General features: G+C 60.3%; 16 protein-coding genes. 5 read left to right on the top strand and 11 right to left on the bottom strand.

Going from position 1 to position 16589, the window contains the following annotated elements:
* Positions 1 to 236 precede the first annotated feature (236 nt).
* On the bottom strand, positions 237 to 956 hold the full coding sequence (locus tag FBZ97_RS10190) for a CDP-diacylglycerol diphosphatase (protein WP_145319027.1): 720 nt from the start codon (positions 954 to 956) through the stop codon (positions 237 to 239).
* Between the two features lie 335 nt (positions 957 to 1291).
* Between FBZ97_RS10190 and FBZ97_RS10185 the strand changes: the two genes are divergently transcribed.
* On the top strand, positions 1292 to 1495 hold the full coding sequence (locus FBZ97_RS10185) for a hypothetical protein (protein ID WP_092707204.1): 204 nt from the start codon (positions 1292 to 1294) through the stop codon (positions 1493 to 1495).
* An 89-nt stretch (positions 1496 to 1584) separates the two neighbouring features.
* On the opposite strand, the gene FBZ97_RS10180 is transcribed toward FBZ97_RS10185, so the two are convergent.
* The gene (locus tag FBZ97_RS10180) at positions 1585 to 1932 is read right to left on the bottom strand and encodes an NIPSNAP family protein (RefSeq protein ID WP_145319024.1); all 348 of its coding nucleotides are present in this window, start codon (positions 1930 to 1932) and stop codon (positions 1585 to 1587) included.
* A 548-nt stretch (positions 1933 to 2480) separates the two neighbouring features.
* Here FBZ97_RS10180 and FBZ97_RS10175 point away from each other — a divergent pair.
* The 4 genes from FBZ97_RS10175 to fdxA all read left to right on the top strand — a co-directional run bounded on the left by FBZ97_RS10175 (position 2481) and on the right by fdxA (position 6777).
* Positions 2481 to 2954, top strand: a complete 474-nt coding sequence (locus FBZ97_RS10175; protein WP_145319022.1) for a (2Fe-2S)-binding protein — start codon at positions 2481 to 2483, stop codon at positions 2952 to 2954.
* Positions 2954 to 3937: a xanthine dehydrogenase family protein subunit M gene (locus FBZ97_RS10170; RefSeq protein ID WP_145320025.1), complete on the top strand. Its 984-nt coding sequence runs from the start codon at positions 2954 to 2956 to the stop codon at positions 3935 to 3937. Before FBZ97_RS10175 ends, FBZ97_RS10170 begins: the two co-directional genes overlap by 1 nt.
* Positions 3934 to 6222 (top strand): xanthine dehydrogenase family protein molybdopterin-binding subunit, encoded by a 2289-nt coding sequence (locus FBZ97_RS10165; protein WP_145319019.1) that lies wholly within the window; start codon positions 3934 to 3936, stop codon positions 6220 to 6222. The genes FBZ97_RS10170 and FBZ97_RS10165 overlap by 4 nt, the downstream gene beginning before the upstream one ends.
* Before the next feature lie 213 nt (positions 6223 to 6435).
* Positions 6436 to 6777 carry a ferredoxin gene (gene fdxA / locus FBZ97_RS10160; RefSeq protein WP_113329554.1) on the top strand — a complete coding sequence of 114 codons (342 nt, stop codon included), beginning with the start codon at positions 6436 to 6438 and terminating at the stop codon, positions 6775 to 6777.
* A gap of 65 nt (positions 6778 to 6842) precedes the next feature.
* Here the strand turns inward: fdxA and FBZ97_RS10155 are convergent, their stop codons facing one another.
* From FBZ97_RS10155 to FBZ97_RS10115, 9 genes are all read right to left on the bottom strand, one after another.
* A complete protein-coding gene (locus FBZ97_RS10155) occupies positions 6843 to 8240 on the bottom strand; it encodes an amidohydrolase family protein (protein WP_145319016.1) in 1398 nt (465 codons plus the stop codon).
* A 7-nt stretch (positions 8241 to 8247) separates the two neighbouring features.
* Positions 8248 to 9171 carry a LysR family transcriptional regulator gene (locus FBZ97_RS10150; RefSeq protein WP_069610244.1) on the bottom strand — a complete coding sequence of 308 codons (924 nt, stop codon included), beginning with the start codon at positions 9169 to 9171 and terminating at the stop codon, positions 8248 to 8250.
* 35 nt (positions 9172 to 9206) lie between these two features.
* The gene (locus FBZ97_RS10145; protein ID WP_113350668.1) at positions 9207 to 9983 is read right to left on the bottom strand and encodes an enoyl-CoA hydratase-related protein; all 777 of its coding nucleotides are present in this window, start codon (positions 9981 to 9983) and stop codon (positions 9207 to 9209) included.
* Positions 9980 to 11137 (bottom strand): CoA transferase, encoded by a 1158-nt coding sequence (locus FBZ97_RS10140; RefSeq protein ID WP_113350667.1) that lies wholly within the window; start codon positions 11135 to 11137, stop codon positions 9980 to 9982. The genes FBZ97_RS10145 and FBZ97_RS10140 overlap by 4 nt, the downstream gene beginning before the upstream one ends.
* A complete protein-coding gene (locus FBZ97_RS10135) occupies positions 11134 to 12492 on the bottom strand; it encodes an FAD-dependent oxidoreductase (RefSeq protein WP_145319013.1) in 1359 nt (452 codons plus the stop codon). The genes FBZ97_RS10140 and FBZ97_RS10135 overlap by 4 nt, the downstream gene beginning before the upstream one ends.
* Before the next feature lie 27 nt (positions 12493 to 12519).
* The gene (locus FBZ97_RS10130; RefSeq protein WP_145319010.1) at positions 12520 to 13353 is read right to left on the bottom strand and encodes an ABC transporter permease; all 834 of its coding nucleotides are present in this window, start codon (positions 13351 to 13353) and stop codon (positions 12520 to 12522) included.
* On the bottom strand, positions 13350 to 14165 hold the full coding sequence (locus FBZ97_RS10125; RefSeq protein WP_113329810.1) for an ABC transporter ATP-binding protein: 816 nt from the start codon (positions 14163 to 14165) through the stop codon (positions 13350 to 13352). Before FBZ97_RS10125 ends, FBZ97_RS10130 begins: the two co-directional genes overlap by 4 nt.
* Positions 14166 to 14170: 5 nt before the next feature.
* Complete coding sequence (locus tag FBZ97_RS10120; protein ID WP_145319008.1) at positions 14171 to 15205, bottom strand: ABC transporter substrate-binding protein; 1035 nt, start codon at positions 15203 to 15205, stop codon at positions 14171 to 14173.
* Positions 15206 to 15439: 234 nt separating this feature from the next.
* Positions 15440 to 16459, bottom strand: a complete 1020-nt coding sequence (locus tag FBZ97_RS10115; protein ID WP_246661727.1) for a DJ-1/PfpI family protein — start codon at positions 16457 to 16459, stop codon at positions 15440 to 15442.
* Between the last annotated feature and the right edge of the window lie 130 nt (positions 16460 to 16589).

The raw sequence follows: 16589 nt of genomic DNA, 5'->3' as shown, positions 1-16589 counted from the left end.
CCGGTGCTGTTCGATGATCTGGATGCTCAACGAACGGATGACGTATAGCTCAGGCTCACAACCCGGACTATAACACTGAACCGGCCGCATCAAAAAGATTAGTATGTGAAACGTGATAGACGTTAGAAACCAGATTCATAAATCTGATTTCCAGGCCTTTTTCGTTTGCGCAAAGGGGCGACTGCATCGAAGAAGTGATCGATGCAGCTTTCGCGCCAAGCGATAATATGCTGATTCTAATGCGTAATCGCGCAGCTATGGTCCTGCACGTCCTCGCCGCCCATGCCGGGTGCGGCGACATCCGTCAGGACGACGAAACCGGGGCCGTCGGCGAAGTTGGCGCCGACCACCACGAGATTGTGATCGCCCATTTCCTTTGCCGGGTCCTTCAATATCTTGGCAAGCGCCAGGAATGGATTGAAGTCGCCCAATGTCTCGCCCTTGACGCGGACCGCCGTGAACCTGTGGCCGGCGATGGTATCGGGAAGAGGTGCCCAGTCGGCACCAATTTTGTCGGCATCGGCCTTGAGGACTGCCCGTGCATCAGCGCTCAGGCAATCGATGTGGATATGCAGCTGGTTCTGTGAGCGCGCTTGCTGTGCGTTAATAGCCAGGCTGAGGCCGTCACGCGGGAGCGCATGCGGCAATCGGACATCGACATCGGCCCGCTCGGCCCAGGCATCGGCAAAGAAGTTATGCGTTGCAGGATCGAGGAGCGCCGCGCTCTCCATGCCGGTAATCTTGTCGGTCGGAATCAGCAGAACTTGCGCAACGCCCCGCAGATCCTTCAGCATCGCGTAGTGTTCGGCCGTATTCACCGAAAGGCAGGGTGCAGTTTGTACGACGCACTTGTCATGAACGATCTTCCAGAGCACGTCGGAGTCGGCGAAGGCCGGTGCGAAAAGGAGGGGGAGGAAGGATGCGGCAAGAGCCGTGACGCGATACGAGAATGTCATGGCGGGAAATTTCCTAGGTTCAAACGGTTTGGCATTGTCCGAAATTCTGGAAGCTTAGCACAGGCCTATTAGGCTGATGTGACGGCTTGACGGCGGCAAGTGACAAATGTGGGCAGGCGCGTGCCGCAGAGATTGCGCAGCATCAGCTTCGCTTCATCTTGGGCTAAGGCCGCTTTCAGTTTAGTTGCCTAAATGGCAGGAGCCGGGGAAAACCATGCCTCGCCCCAGGGAGGAAAAGGTCGCTTGCGGTGACTTTCCAAACATCGGCTGCGAGGCGTTCGCAACGCTCGATTGCCGCAACTTTGCGGCAGACAAAAAACGATCAGGAGCTTGAAATGGGTATCGGAAAGCTGATTGAAGAAGTTGCAGGTGCCGTGGCTGCCGACGAGGCCGTCGAGGCTGTCGACCCGAATGCCGGTTTCCTGACGAAGGCGGCCGCCGCCGTCGCCGGTTTCGAAGGCGTCAACAAGCTGACGGACGTGCTGAAGGAGAAAGAACAGGAGCCGGCTGCCGACAATAGCGGCGACCAGAACGGCTGACAGGAAGCGGCAAGCACGCCTGCCGAAAGATTTTGAAAGCCGGGCATGTCCCGGCTTTTACGCCAGGTTCATCAATCTGCTGTCCGTCTTCAGCCATCGGCCTCGACGGAGATAAAAGGGCGAAAGAATGCAGTCGGCTGCAGGATCGAACTGGCGATATTGGCGATGATCGGGCCTGAAGCCTCGCTCTTTGCCAAAGCTTCCTTCCAGACCGGATCGGTTACGAACTCCGCCCATTTCCGCTGGCGTTCCTCTAGTGATTGCCATTCAAGTAAATAGATGAGGTCATTGCTGGACGGTCCGATCATCGTCGTCCAGAAACCGATGGGGCGGATTCCGATCCGATCCCAGATCGCCAGTGTCGCCGTTTCAAAACGCTCCTGGAGCGCTGGCAGCCTGCCGGGTAGGCAGGTATAGATGCGCATTTCATGGATCATGAAAATCCTCCTTAAGTGAATTCACAAGAGGTCGAGCCTGTCACTGACGGCCAGATTTAAAAATAGTTGAGCGATGACAGGAGGTTGTGATCATTTTGGTGCTGAATCAAAATGAGGGTCCGATGGCCTCGGCTACTATTGCTCGGTTTGAGCATAACTTAGGTACACTTCATTTTTCAAGTGATTTGATGGATGGGGAGCGGGCGTTGATCGATCCCTTCACCCGGCCGGCTCGCAAGAAGGGACCGAGGACAAATAGCAGAGGCTCTTTCGATCCGCCTCCTGCCCATCCTCTATCTCGATCGTTTCAAAGCTAGATTCGCCCGAATGTCGGGGCTTGACGAAAACAAGCCAGGCATTAATTTAAACGGAGGCGCCTCCGTTTATTTGTTGCGTCCTCCGCTTCCCAATTCAGATGAGAGCCGATCATGACGTCAGAATTCCATCGGCCCATCTTTCCAACAGAAACCATAGCAACCGGTAGACCGACGGATAGATTCCACTAGATTCCGCAGGTCTTATCTTCGTGACGATGGCAGGAGCTTATCATGACACGAACCATCCATATCGCGCTCGACATTAACGGGCAGCGCCACGAGCTCGATATCGAGCCGCGTGTGACGCTTCTCGATGCGCTGCGCGAGCATCTTTCCCTCACCGGCACCAAGAAGGGCTGCGATCAGGGACAGTGCGGCGCCTGCACCTGCCATGTCGACGGTAAGTGCGTGCTATCCTGTCTGACGCTGGCTGCGCAGGCCGAAGGGCGTGAGATCACGACGATCGAGGGACTGAGCGGCGAGAGCGGCGATCTGCATCCGGTGCAGGCCGCATTTATCGAGCATGATGCCTTCCAGTGCGGTTATTGCACGCCGGGCCAGATCATGTCGGCGGTTGCCTGCATTCGCGAGGGACATGCCGGCTCGGATGCGGAGATCCGCGAATATATGTCCGGCAATCTCTGTCGGTGCGGGGCCTATAACAGCATCGTTGCGGCGGTGCGCCAGGCCGCGGAGGTGGCATGATGCGAAACTTCTCCTATCTGCGCGCCACATCGACAGCGGAAGCCGCCCAGGCGGCGCAGCAGGCCGGCGCCATGCTGCTTGCCGGCGGAACGACGCTGCTCGATCTTGCCAAATGCGGTGTCGGCGAGCCCGATACCGTCATAGACATTACCCATCTTTCCGGTATGAGTGGCATCACCGTAACCGCCGATGGTGCAACGATCGGCGCGCTTGCCAGAATGAGCGAAGTCGCCGACCACAAGGATATCCTCGCGGCTTTCCCGGCTGTTTCCGAATCCTTGTCTCTGGCCGCCTCCGCCCAGCTTCGTAACATGGCGACAGTCGGCGGCAACCTCCTGCAGCGGCCGCGCTGTTCCTATTTCCGCGATCCCGGCGCCTTTCCCGCCTGCAACAAGCGCAATCCCGGTTCCGGCTGTTCGGCGATCGGCGGCGTCACGCGCAATCACGCCGTGCTCGGAACCAGCGAGGCCTGCATCGCCTCCTATCCCGGTGATCTGGCGGTTGCTCTGGTCGCATTTGACGCCGTGGTCGAGACGGATAGCCGTAAAGTCGGCATCGACGATTTCTTCCTCGTTCCGGGCGACACGCCGAACAAGGAAACCGTCCTGCAGCGCGGCGAGATCATTACCGCCGTCACTATTCCTGCCTCCGCCGCTGCTCGGAACTCCACCTACCTCAAGGTCCATGATCGGCAGTCCTATGAATTTGCTGCCGCGAGTGCCGCGGTCGGCCTGGAGCTTGAAGCCGACGGGAGAACGGTGCGTGATGTCCGCGTGGCAATCGGCGGGGTTGCCACCAAGCCCTGGCGGGCAAGGGCAGTCGAGCAGGCACTCATCGGCAAGGCTCTCACTCCGGAGGCTTTGGAGAAGGCCAGCCGGCTCGCCATGGAGGGTGCCGTCGATCATGGCGGCAACCATTATAAGATCGAACTTGCGCCGCGCGTCATCGTCCGCGCCATTCAGAAGATGGGAGGTCTCGCATGACCATGATGGAACCCCGCAAGCACGGCGATGCGTCCGACGGCACCGTCGGCGGTCGTCAGTCGCGCTTCGAAGGCAGTATGAAGGTAACGGGTACGGCGACGTATGCGCTGGAATATCCGGTCGAAAACCTCGCTTATGCCGTGCTCATCCAGAGTACGATTCCGGCTGGCCGCGTTGTCGAGGTGGATGCTTCGGCAGCACTTGCGATGCCGGGCGTGCTGCTGGTGCTGACGCCGGAAGATGATCTCGGTCTCAAGCTTTCGGCTGATTGGGGCGGCAATAAGCCCGCCGACGGACCCTACTATCCGCTGCCGCGTGATGTGGGTTTCAACGGACAGTCGATTGCCGCTGTCGTTGCGGAGAGCCGCGAACTGGCGACGGAGGCCGCCAGGCTGGTGCGCGTCACTTACGAAGAGAGCCAGCACGTCGCCGATCTCAACGATCCGAATGCCGGCGAGGGCAAGCTCATGGAGCCCCTCTCGATTGCCTGGGGTGATGCCGAGGTAGCACTTGCTGCTTCCCCGGTTAGGATCGAAGCGGAATATTCGACACCGCGCGAATATCACGTGGCGATGGAGCCGCATGGTCTGACGGCGAAATGGGATGGCGACCAGCTGACGATCTGGGAGCCAAGCCAATGGTCCCATGGCATGGCGCGCATGTATTCTGAATGGTTCGACATGCCCTATGAGAATGTCCGGATCATTTCGCCCTTCATCGGCGGCGGTTTCGGATCGAAGGGGGTGCCGCTTGCCTATGGCGCGGTCGCCGTTGCGGCTGCCAGAAAGCTAGGCCGGCCGGTGAAACTAGCGGTCACCCGCCCGCAGAATTTCACGAGCTATGGCGGGCGCGCCGCGACCAGGCAGAAGATCGCGCTTGGCGCGACGGAAGACGGTATCCTGCAGGCGATCGTCCATCGCGGTGCCAGCGAAACCTCGGTCGATGCCGACTGGCCGGAGCAGACGGGGGCGGCAACGTCGATCCTCTACAAGGTCGAGAATTTCTCCTCGCAGCATCGTGTCGTGCCGGTCAATAGCGTCACGCCGGGCGCCTTGCGTGGTCCGGGCAAGAATCCGAGTGCCTACGGCATCGAATGTGCGATCGAGGAGCTGGCCTACAAGCTCGGCATGGACCCGCTCGAGATAAGGCTGAAGAACTATGCCGATCACGATTACCAGTCCGGCAAGCCGTGGTCGACGCGCCGGCTGCGCGAGGCGCTGACGGAAGGCGCGGAAGCCTTCGGCTGGTCGCGGCGCAGCCACGCGCCGCGCTCGATGCGGGACGGCAAGACGCTGATCGGCTGGGGCATCGGCTGCGGCACCTTCCCGGTCATCCGCGCACCGAGTGAAGCGATGATCCGCATTCTCGCAAACGGTCGGGTCGAGGTCGTCAGCGGCGCCATCGATATGGGGCAGGGCACCTACACGATCCTTGCCCAAAGCGCTGCGGAGGTCTTCGGCATTCCGGTCGATCAGGTCGAGGTTTATCTCGGCGATTCACGCCTACCGGGTTCGGCGATCGCCGGCGGCTCGATGCTGGCAGGCTCGATCATGGGGGCCGTCCATAAGGCGGCGGTCGCTGCCCGTGACGAACTCATCGGCCTTGCGCTTAGTGATGCCAATTCGCCCTTCCGCGATACGGGTGCAAATACGCTGAATTTTGCCGAGGGGCGCATCGCAGCCCCGCGTGGCGAGGCACCATCGCTGACGCTCGCCGAACTGATGTCCGCGCTGAAGCGCGAGGAGATCGAAGTCCGGCGCAACACCCTGCCTGACGGTGCGAACGCACAGGAGCAGCTTCAGGCGTGGACCACCATGGCTAGGGTTCAGGGACCGACCATGGGCGATTATTCCATGCATAGCTGGTGCGCCCATTTTGCCGAAGTGCGAGTCGACGAGGACTTCGGCACGGTGCGCGTCTCGCGCATGGTTTCCGCCTTTGATTGCGGCCGGCTCTATAATCCGAGGCTGGTGGAAAGCCAGTGGCGGGGCGGCATCATCATGGGCATCGGCCAGGCGCTTCTGGAAGAGGGGTTGGTCGATCAGCGTAACGGACGCACCATCAACAACAATGTCGGCGATTACCTCGTGCCGACGAATTCCGACATTCCGGATATCCAGGTGATCTCCGTCGGCGTTCCGGACCATAATGCTTCGGCGCTCGGAGGCAAGGGCGTCGGGGAAGTCGGCATCGTTGGTGTCGCGCCTGCCATCGCCAATGCCGTGTTCCATGCCACCGGCAAGCGTGTTCGCGACCTGCCGATCACGCTGGAAAAGCTGCTCTAACGACAGTTCGGCTTGAGCCGCATTGTGTAAATGCGTGCGGCTCAAATGCCTCAAGCCTATCTCACTTCCGGTGGGTGTCTTCCAACAGATTTTCTCCCCCGCGAGCGTTGCCATTTCGGCAATCAGAAGGCCGAAAATCGGCGCTTCTTCAGAACGCTCCCATTTGTCATAGTTCGTCGAAAGCGCCCTTGAGAGCGCTGCGAGGCGAGCGTTATGGCTTACGTAATCACCGAGCCCTGCATCGATACGAAGGATGGCGCCTGCACTGTCGCCTGTCCGGTCGATTGCATCTATGAGGGCGGACGTATGTTCTACATCCATCCGGACGAGTGCATCAATTGCGGCCTCTGTCTCTCGGTCTGTCCCGTCGACGCCATCCTGTGGGACGAGGAAATGCCGGCGGAGCGGCTGTTCCTGCGCGACGTCAACCGCGATTTCTTTGCCGACGGCGTGACCGGCTGGGGTGCCCCCGGCGGCTGGGACAAGAGCCGCACGACCAGTCTCGATCATCCCTTCGTGGCGGCTTACGATGGTGCGCCCGAAAATCGCTTGTGATACAAAGATGTCCTGATTAGGTGTCTCCGCTGCCCTTTGGGCAGTGGTTGTTGCCTCTCGCGATATCAGGAAATGCCGGGCCAGCTCGCATAATAGGCGCGCGTCGCTTCTGACAATGCGTTGACGAGAGGCCGTTGCCTCTCAAGTCTCGGCAGATCGGCTCTTGCCTGCGCCAGGAGCTCGGCAAGGGCAGCATCGAAGTCGACGCCTGTCAGTTCGCCTCCGCGCATCACCTCGCGGCCAGCCACGACAAGTCCGCTGGCATATTGCGCGCTCATGCGCGTCAACAGGACCTCCGCCTCGTCGACATCATCGAACAGCGCATCGGCGATTAGGGCTTTATAGTTGATGATCGTAAAGTCTTCCGCACTCCTGGCATTGATGACCTGCCTCCCAACCCGGATTGCTGCGTCGAAGACATTCTCGGCCGTCAACCGTCGTGTCAGGTTACGTCCGCCATGCAGCAGATAAAGGAGACGCATTTCCCGCCATAGATCCTGATCGTCATCCAGCCCTGTGCCGTCGAGGCCGATGGCGAAGGCGGGACCGCCGAGTTCGGTCATGGATGCGATCGGAGCGATGCCGGAGCGAAGGCGCAGATTGGCTGAGGGATTGCTGACGAGCTGCACGCCGCGCTCGGCAAGCAGTTCAAGTTCATCGGGGCGCAATTGGACGCCATGGGCGATGGCGAGCCGCGGCGACAGGAAGCCTATTTTGTCGAGATAGTTGACGACGCCCTCGCGAAAGCGGCGGTCCAGCCATAGGCGCTGGCGGGGACTTTCGAGCAGATGCATGTGTATGCGTCGATTATGATGCGCAGAAGCCTCGGCAATCGCCTCCAGAAGTGCGTTCGAGCACCATTGCGGCCCGATCGGCCCATACTGCACATCGACCAGCGGGCTGGTGTTGACCGCAGCGATCGCCTCGACGGCTGCAAGTTGGGTGGGGATCGGAGCGTAGGCTGGGATGGTCGGCTCCAACGCCTGCCAATCACCTGTGGACAGAAACGGCTTCAGCCGTTGCGGCCCACCATCATAGGCCCAGGCATCATGGTCGAGCAGCGGACAGGAAAGCGCAAGTCGAATGCCGATATCGCCGGCGGCCCGTATGACGGCGCTTGCCTCATCGACCAGACGATCGACATTGAGCGAGTTGTGGCAGTGCATCGTCGCGCCGATGCCGGTTTTGGCCAGCCGGCCGAAGGCGACAAGCGCCTCGAGATAGGGATCGGTGCGCGGCCGCAGCCTCAAGCCCGGTATCCACACCTCAAGTGCGTCGTCGGCCGTGCCAAAATCAAGTGTGCGGATGCCATAGCCATGATCGTGGGCGTTGACAGGTGAGGGGAGGATGAGGTCGCCGGGCAGCGCAGTCGCAGCGTTGAACTGCAATGGCAGGTCTGTCAATCTGTCGAAGCGCGTGGCCGGGTCGTAGCCAGGACATTTTAGCAGGCGGATCGTTTTCATACTTTTCTCATCTGCTGACGATGGCTCTCAAATCCTCGCCGAACCTACGCAACTCGGTATTAAGCAGCTCGATGACTGCTTGGCTAGCATGAGTTAGATGCCGATCGCGGGGGACGAAAACAGCGATATCGACGGTGCTGAGCTTGAAGTCCCGAATCGGAATGGCAACGATTTCGCCCGTCTGGATTTCCGGCCAGAGTCCAACCGGGGTAAAGAAACCAATGCCGTCTCCCGACATGATTAATGGTTTGAGGAGGATTGGATTGTTGGATGCGACCAACGTTCGCCCCACACGATTAAGCCCCGCAAGCTCGACCGCTATCGCCGAACTGACGACTTCGCTGTCGAGCGCCAGAAGCAGCTTATATTGGGCGCATTCTGGCAGCGTCACCGATTTCGCCCTAGCCAATGGATGCGATGAAGCGACCATGGCCATGAAGGCTGTGCGGATCGACCCCACAAGCTTCAGGTCATGTGGGGTCGCAAGGTCAAAGCTGATGCCGATATCAATGTCGCCCGCCGCCATGAAATGGAAAATATTGTTGTAGGCTCCCGCTCGGACGCGAAAGTCGACCGCAGGATGCAGTTTATGAAACCTCTTAATGAAATCAGGAAGAAACGTGACGAGCAGGCTGTCGAGGGCGGCGATATGGACGCGGCCCGTATTCTTTCCCTGAAGGTCACCGAGATTGGACTTCATTACCTCGAAGTCCTGCAGCGTCTCCTTGGCGTGGCGCAGCACGATTTCGCCGGCGGACGTCAGCCGCAGCCCGTCGGAAAAGCGTTCGAAGAGCGGTGTTCCAAGCTCGTCTTCGAGCTTCTTGATCTGGCGGCTGACGGCGGAGGTTGCCACATGCAGCTCTTCGGACGCCTTGCGGATGGATCCAGAGCGTGCGACCTCGGTGAAATATTTCAGGATGCTGGCATGCATAGAAAGCCCTCGGCAATCTTGAAGCTATAGCATGCCTATCTGCCGCGCCAAACGGGCGCACGCTTCTCGCGGAAGGCCGCTACACCCTCCATCGCATCCTCGCTTTTCAGCGCCTTGATGAGCGCCGGCGTTCGCAGCGCCTGTGCCTCGGCCGGGCTCAAATGGGCGGTGCGATTGACCGTCTGCTTGATCGCCCGCAGCGACAGCGGCGCGCAGGCGACAATGTCGGCAACCCAGCGATCGACAGCCGCATCGAGTTCGCCAGCCGATACGACTTCGTTGACGACACCATAGCTTGCCATTTCCTGGGCGCCGAACTGACGTCCCGTCAGCATCACGGCCATGGCGCGGTTGAACGGGATTTTGCGCTGGAGCAGCACCATGCCGCCATCGAGCGGCATGCGACCGACGCGCGCTTCCGGCAGGCCGAAGCGTGCCGTTTCCACCGCAATGACGATATCGCAACCGAGCACCATCTCGAAACCGCCGCCCAGCGCGTAGCCGTTGACGCGGGCGATGACGGGCACGTCGAGCGAGCGGCGGAACGCGAGGCCGCCAAAGCCGTTTTCCCGGCCGACGGTCCAATAATCGACGCCGGAACTGCCGCTGCCACCCTTGAGGTCGGCGCCTGCACAAAAAGCCTTTTCGCCTGAGCCTGTCAGGACGACGCAGCTGATATCGTCGCGCTTCTCGATCTCCGCCCAGATCGACTCAAGTTCGGCTTCCGTCTCGGCATCGACGGCGTTCATCCGGTCGGGCCGGTCCAGGGTGACGCGGGCGACGCGGTCTCCTACGGTGAAGGAGACGCTCATGCTGCGTCTCCCTGCACCTCGGAAAGGGAAGCCAGAATTTCGTCATTGTGCTGGCCGAGCTGCGGCGGAGAAATTCGCACGGTCACCTGTGCGGCCGACATGTCGATCGGCGAGCCGATCAGACGGATCGGACCGGCTGCGGTCTCGCCTGCCTCGAGGATCATCTTGTTGATGATCGTCTGCTCGTCCTTCAGCGCCTCGGGGAGTGAACGCACCGGGGCGCAAAGGATGTCGACGCCTTCCAGCCGTTCAATCCAGTGCGCGGTGCTGTTCTTGGCGAAGTTGTCGCGGAAGATCGCCTGCAGTTCTGGCCGCCGCGCCATCTGGGCATCGAAATCCTTGTAGTGCGGATATTGCGAGAGGTCTTCGATCTCCAACGCCTCGCAGATATCGCGCAAGGGGTTCGGCTTGAAGGCACCGACCATGACGATCGCGCTGTCCGTTGTCTCGAAAACACCCGTCAGCGGAAAGGCGCCCCAGTTCAGATCCTTCTGGCGCATCAGATGTGTAGTGCCCTCCTGCATCTGCATGGCGATCATGGAGTTGTAGAGGCTGACGGCGACCTGTTGGCCTTCGCCGGTCTTGTCGCGTTGCAGCAGGGCAAGTAGGATGCCCTGGACGAGATGCATGCCGGCCGAGTAATCGGCAAGCGGCGTGGCATAGATCGAGGTCGGGTGGCTATTGTCCGACTTGCGGCGCATGACGCCGGAGACGGCCTGCGCCAGCACATCCTGGCCGCCTTTATGCTGATAGGGGCCGGTCAGCCCGAAACCCGTGCCGACGGCATAGATCAGGCGCGGATTGATCTTCTTGAGATCCTCATAGCCAAAACCCATGCGTTCCATGACGCCGGGCCGGAAGTTGTTGACGACTACGTCGGCAGTCTCAAGCAGCGCCTGGACGGTTTTGCGGGCGCCGGCATCCTTCAGATCGAGCGCCAGGCTCTTTTTGTTGCGGTTCAAGGAGCAAAAGACCGGATTGTTGAGCCCGTCCGGATCGGAGCCCAGCGACCAACGCGAGAGATCGCCGATCTTGACCTTCTCGATCTTGATAACTTCGGCGCCATAGTCGGCCAAAACCTGCGTGCAGGAAGGGCCGAGCATGACCTGCGTGAAATCGATCACGCGGATTCCGTCGAGTGGCAAAGTCGTCATTCTGCAGCCTCCAAATATGTCGCGTTCTCCGAGGGAATGTCGCCTGGATCGGCTCCTTGAGCCCGCATCTGCTTCTGAATTGCCCGGATATCGGCCTTGCGAACGGTCGTTCCGGCATTGAGGGCAACCGTTGCTGCGACACCCGCCGCTTCGCCCATCGCCATGCAGGGCGGGATCTCGCGGCTGGATTTCTGTGCCTGCGGCGTTGCCGAATAATGCCGGCCGGCAACGATCAGCTGATCGACCTCCCTGGGCAGCATGGCGCGGTACGGCGTGTAGTAATCGCGGCCGCGGCAGACCGTGTCCGCAAAATGGCGGCGAGTCATGACGTCGTCCTTCGTCACGACATAATCTCCCTGCAACAGCCGCGTCTGGCGCACGCCGGTCTGCGGCGCGAAATCGACGACATAGGCGTTCTCGAAGCCGGGCATTTTTTCCCGCGCGAAATCGAGCAGCTTTGCGATCCGCGAGCGGCCTTCCATCTCCGCCTTGGTCAGGTCGTCGACCTTCAAACCACTCAGCGTCGGCATATGCGGGCAGTTCAGCCAGACGACCCCTGGCAGCGGCGTCTTCAGCCACCAGAAGGACCAGCAACCGCCGATCAGCCGCTTGGCTTCGTGATCGAGCGCCTTGAAGACTTCCGGCTCCTGCCGTTCGAAACGCTCCGCCGCTTCCGTATCGACGCCACCCCACCGCGAGACCGTCGTCAGGATGAAGTTGGATTCGACATGGGAAGCACCCGCGCTTGCAGCGACATCGAGATCGCCCGTCGTGTCGATGACGACATCGCCGAGGATCGCCTGCATACCTTCCTTGGTCTGGCAGATGACGCCCTTGATTGCGCCACCTTCGACGATCGCCGAGGAGAACCAGCTATGGGTCCTGAGCTTGATCTTCGCTTCGGCGATCATGTCATAGGCCGCGCGCTTGAAGGCGTCGGGATCGAAAGCGGCCGAAAAACAGATCGGATGCGGCATCGACTGGGTGTGGAAGTCGAAAAGGCCCCAGCGCGCCCAGCGCTGCCAGGCCTCCGGCGTATCGCGGAATTCGATCAGGCGATCGCGATCGGTCGGGGTCACGCAGAGTCCCCAGCGCTTCATACGCTCGATCATCTCCATGCAAATGCCGCGCACGGTGATTTCGAGCTCGTTGATCATGTCGTCGAGCACGAGCACCATGCCGCCGGCGGCAAGTCCGCCGACATAGGGATAACGTTCGAGAAGCGTGACGCTGGCGCCGTTGCGTGCGGCTGAGACGGCTGCGGCAATCCCTGCCGGGCCACCGCCGACCACAACCACATCAGAGCGATCGACGACACGGATATCCCGTGCAGGCTGGTGAATAACCTGTTCCATTGGTGTTCCCTCGATGTTTTCTAAGCTTTAGTGCTGTCCTGCCGGCTTCCAGCGGATCATCTTCGCCTCGGCGACCGAGACGATGAAGAAGAGGATCACGGCCAGCAGCGCGGCAATGACAACCGTCGCATAAAGCAGCGGCGAGCGGAAATTGTAGGTCGCCTCGATGATGAGGGCGCCGAGCCCGAAGCTGGAGCCGATCCATTCGGCCACGATCGCGCCCATGACGCTGCTCGTTGCGGCGATCTTCAGCGCGGCGAACAGAAATGGCAGCGAACTTGGCAGACGGACCTTCCAGAGAATCTCCGAATTGCTGGCCGAAAGCACCCGCATCAGGTCGAGCATTGCGGGGCTGGCGGAGCGAAGTCCCTGCACCATGTTGACCAGCGTCGGGAAGAAGCAGATGAGGCCGGCAATGATGATCTTCGGGGCGACGCCGTTGCCGAAGATCAGGACCAGGATCGGCGCAAGCGCGATGATCGGGATCGCCTTGACGAAGACGGCGATCGGATAGAAGGCCTTCTCGGCCGTCGTGCTGTGGACGAACCAGATCGCCAGCAGTATGGCGACGAGATTGCCGAAGACGAAACCGAGAACGGCCTCGAGCACAGTCGGCAGGAAGTTTCGCGTCAGTGTCGCGGCATTGTCGCGAAAGGCAGAGAGCACATCGAGCGGGCTTGGCGCCATGAAAGTCGGGATCTTGAAGATCCAGATGACCGCCTGCCAGAGCACGATGCAGCCGAATGCCGCAAGAATCGCCGGCATGTGCGAGGAGAGAACGCCGATGGTTGCGTCGAGGATGGCGACCTTGCGCGGCGCCTTGGCGATGTGGCCGATGTCGGAGTGCACGGCGTTGCTCATATGCATTCCTCCAGCAGCGCACGCAGATGCGCGGTCACTTTTATGAAGTCGACCGTGTCACGCATCGCAAGGGCGCGGGGATAGGGAAGATCGACCTTCATGAATTCTTTCACCCGGCCGGGGTGGGCCTGCAGCATCAGCACGTGCTGACCGAGGAAGACCGCCTCCGGAATGGAATGGGTGACGAAAACGATGGTCGTGCCCGTTTCGCGCCAGATGCGAAGCAGTTCCTCGTTGAGCTTGTCGCGGGTGATTTCATCCAGAGCGCCGAAGGGCTCGTCCATCAGCAGGATACGTGGCTTTGTTATCAGGGCGCGGGCGATGGCGACGCGCTGGCGCATGCCGCCGGACAATTCGTGCGGCAGGGCATTTTCACGACCCTTGAGGCCGACGAGAGCGAGCAGCTCCATGGGATCGGCGTAGGAGCTTTTGTCGTGCCTGCCGACTTCCAGCGGCAGGCGGACATTGTCGATGACGCTCCGCCACGGCAAAAGCGTTGCCTCCTGGAAGACGAAGGCAAAATCGCGACCCTGGCGCGCCTCTCGTGGCGGTCGGCCGAAAACCGAAACCGAACCGTCGCTGATGTCAACGAGATCGGCAATGCAGCGCAGCAAGGTCGACTTGCCGCATCCGGACGGCCCGAGCATGGTGACGAACGATCCTTCCGGAATATCGACGGAGACCTTGGACAGAGCGGTGAACTCGTTGCCTTTGTCGCCGAAGCGAATATCGAGATCGCGAATGGAAACGGCAAGCCTTGACGTTTCGACGACCGGTAGCGGCGGCTGCTTGATGGTGGCGGCGCTCATCATGGCATTCACCCGATCTGCTTGCGGATATCGGTCGTCGCGTCGAGGATCGCCATGGTGGCGACGTCATCGACGGTCGGTATTGCTCCCGTAAACTGCTTGAGATCGGCGTAAGCCTTGATCTGTGCTGCCCAATTGTCCTTGTTCATCGCGCCCCAGCCGGTCTGCTTGGTGCTATCGCCGAAGGAGAAATCGATGACCGGGTGGACGGCTTCAAGCTCGCTGGCCTTGTCGAGATTGGGGTAGGCCTTAACCAGCATGTCGACGGCTTCTTCCGGATGGTCGCGGACGTAGCCCCAACCTTTGGCGGCAGCCTTGGTGAAGCGCACCAGCACGTCGGAATGTTTGTCGAGCTGTTCGTCGGTCGTATAATAGACGTTGGCGTAGAGCTGCAGGCCGGCATCCCAGAGCATCATGTCGACACGCTCGTCGCCGAGCACCTTCAGCGCATTGGTGTTCGTGACCCAGCCGGTGACGGCATCGGCCTGGCCGGTCATCAGCTGGTTCATGTCGGAACCCATGTTGACCATCTTCACCTTGTCTTCCGGAATGCCGTTTTTGGCGAGGAGCGCGCGCAGCAGGATGAAGGCGGTCGGCTGGGTGGCAATCGTCTTGCCGATCATATCCTTCGGCTCGCGGATTGGCGCCTTTTTCAGCGAGAAATATGTAAAGGGATGCTTACGGTATCCTGCCAGAAACGCCTTGACCGGCATGCCGGCCGAGCGCGCGAGCATGACGGACGGGCTGGAGGAAATCTGCCCGATGGTGGATTGGCCTGCCGCAACGCCGGCAACGCCATCGACATTCGGGCCGCCGGGGACGATGGTGAGATTGATGCCCTGCTCGGTGAAAAAGCCCTTCTTCTGTGCCGCGACTTCGCCGATGAGTCCGTTGGAAGCAAGCCAGCCGAGCTGCATGCGCACTTCGGCAACATCGGCGGCCTTGCCGGCACGGATGCCGACGAAGGTCTGGGTCGCAGCAAGACCCCCGACTAAGGCAGCATTGGATAGGAAACGGCGACGATTCATCATGAATTGAGACATGCTGATAGTTCCCCTGTTGATTGGGCGATCGGACTTTTCGTCTCGTTATCCACCAATGCCAGGGATGATGGGGGAATTCAGCGTTCTAATAAAGAACAATTATGCGCACTATCGATTGCCGAAAAGGCAACGGTCAAGGTGGCGTAAGTCATGCCTTAGTTGCCGTGTTCATCACGAGAGTGCAGCCGTCGACCACCGCCGGACTTTGCGAGATCGGTGGCGGATAATGATGGATCAATGCTGTATGGGATATTCGAGCTGCAGCGCGACGATATCAGATGTTCGCGCACCATACCGCGCGGCAATCTCGAACAGCGTCTGATCCAGCGCCTGCGCGGGCGGGCGCGCGGGAACCGTCAAGACCGAGGCCTCGGTATGGGCTGAAAGGTCCGGCACAAGCAGGAGGCCGCTGCGCGAACGGATGGATTGGGCCGGCTCCGCAATGACAGCCTTCGAACGATAGGTTCTCGACCACGCATCCGCCGTCAGCGCCAAAGCGATTTCATCGAAACCGTCCTCCGCGGGCAGGCGGATGATCTCGTGGTTCCAGAAGGCAAGGGTGTTGCCGGCAAAGCGCCAGAGGCGGCTCGTTGTCATGTGAAACGGTGCGGAATCATGCGCGCTGCTCCAATCGATGACACCCAGCCGGGTGGCAGCCGAGCGCGCCTTCTGCGCTCCAGCAATGGCCTCCACCAGAGTCAGGGAAGCGGGGATCGATGCCGTGACGCCCGTGGTGCTCATGACATTACCGTCGACGATGTAACGCCGGTTATGAACCCACTCTGTCCGCGGAAAGGTACGGCGGATTTCGTCGAAGGCGTACCAATGGGTGGTGGCGTGCTTGCCGTCGAATACGCCGGCCCTTGCTGCAAGCCAGGCGCCCTCACAGATCGAAACGACCATCGCGCCCTTCGATGATTGCTCGCGAATCCAGGCAATGACGTTGCGGCTGCTGTTGTCATGCATGGCGGGGACGATGACGATATCGGCGCCTTCCGGATGCTCACGGTCAAAATCCCGCATTGTCGCGTCCGGCTTGATTTTCAGCGCCGGCATGAGATTCACGATGCCAGCCTGGGTCGAGACGATAATGACATCGGCGACATCGGCACTGCGCAGGACGCCGTAGGGGATGACGAGATCGGTTGTCTCCGTGCCCCGGTTGTCGGCGGCGATCGCGATGAGGGGCCGTGTCCGTCCGGCTTTGAACGTCGGGAGCCGGATGGCATTTTCCGCAGCTATCGCAGGTCTCACGAAAGGGAAAACCGCAATGCAAAATACGAGCAGGGCGAGAAACAAGATTTTGGGGGAATGGCGATCCATGGCACGTGTCCAGATTTTTGATGTCATACCCTCGGAAATATTTGGTTCGCGGGCTGGCGAA

Origin of the sequence: Rhizobium sp. ERR 942 (genome assembly GCF_007828395.1) — a bacterium.
GTDB classification, from domain to species: Bacteria; Pseudomonadota; Alphaproteobacteria; order Rhizobiales; family Rhizobiaceae; genus Rhizobium; species Rhizobium dioscoreae.
Note: the sequence above shows the minus strand (reverse complement) of the source record. Positions and strands in the feature narration are given on the sequence as shown.

What these genes read in the sequence shown, in the direction of transcription:
- fdxA (WP_113329554.1), top strand. Translation starts at nt 6,436, where the DNA reads ATGGCTTACGTAATCACCGAGCCCTGCATCGATACGAAGGATGGCGCC.
- FBZ97_RS10150 (WP_069610244.1), bottom strand. Translation starts at nt 9,171, where the DNA reads ATGCATGCCAGCATCCTGAAATATTTCACCGAGGTCGCACGCTCTGGA.
- FBZ97_RS10170 (WP_145320025.1), top strand. Translation starts at nt 2,954, where the DNA reads ATGCGAAACTTCTCCTATCTGCGCGCCACATCGACAGCGGAAGCCGCC.
- FBZ97_RS10190 (WP_145319027.1), bottom strand. Translation starts at nt 956, where the DNA reads ATGACATTCTCGTATCGCGTCACGGCTCTTGCCGCATCCTTCCTCCCC.
- FBZ97_RS10155 (WP_145319016.1), bottom strand. Translation starts at nt 8,240, where the DNA reads ATGAAAACGATCCGCCTGCTAAAATGTCCTGGCTACGACCCGGCCACG.
- FBZ97_RS10135 (WP_145319013.1), bottom strand. Translation starts at nt 12,492, where the DNA reads ATGGAACAGGTTATTCACCAGCCTGCACGGGATATCCGTGTCGTCGAT.
- FBZ97_RS10165 (WP_145319019.1), top strand. Translation starts at nt 3,934, where the DNA reads ATGACCATGATGGAACCCCGCAAGCACGGCGATGCGTCCGACGGCACC.
- FBZ97_RS10125 (WP_113329810.1), bottom strand. Translation starts at nt 14,165, where the DNA reads ATGATGAGCGCCGCCACCATCAAGCAGCCGCCGCTACCGGTCGTCGAA.
- FBZ97_RS10120 (WP_145319008.1), bottom strand. Translation starts at nt 15,205, where the DNA reads ATGTCTCAATTCATGATGAATCGTCGCCGTTTCCTATCCAATGCTGCC.
- FBZ97_RS10130 (WP_145319010.1), bottom strand. Translation starts at nt 13,353, where the DNA reads ATGAGCAACGCCGTGCACTCCGACATCGGCCACATCGCCAAGGCGCCG.
- FBZ97_RS10145 (WP_113350668.1), bottom strand. Translation starts at nt 9,983, where the DNA reads ATGAGCGTCTCCTTCACCGTAGGAGACCGCGTCGCCCGCGTCACCCTG.
- FBZ97_RS10185 (WP_092707204.1), top strand. Translation starts at nt 1,292, where the DNA reads ATGGGTATCGGAAAGCTGATTGAAGAAGTTGCAGGTGCCGTGGCTGCC.
- FBZ97_RS10180 (WP_145319024.1), bottom strand. Translation starts at nt 1,932, where the DNA reads ATGATCCATGAAATGCGCATCTATACCTGCCTACCCGGCAGGCTGCCA.
- FBZ97_RS10175 (WP_145319022.1), top strand. Translation starts at nt 2,481, where the DNA reads ATGACACGAACCATCCATATCGCGCTCGACATTAACGGGCAGCGCCAC.
- FBZ97_RS10140 (WP_113350667.1), bottom strand. Translation starts at nt 11,137, where the DNA reads ATGACGACTTTGCCACTCGACGGAATCCGCGTGATCGATTTCACGCAG.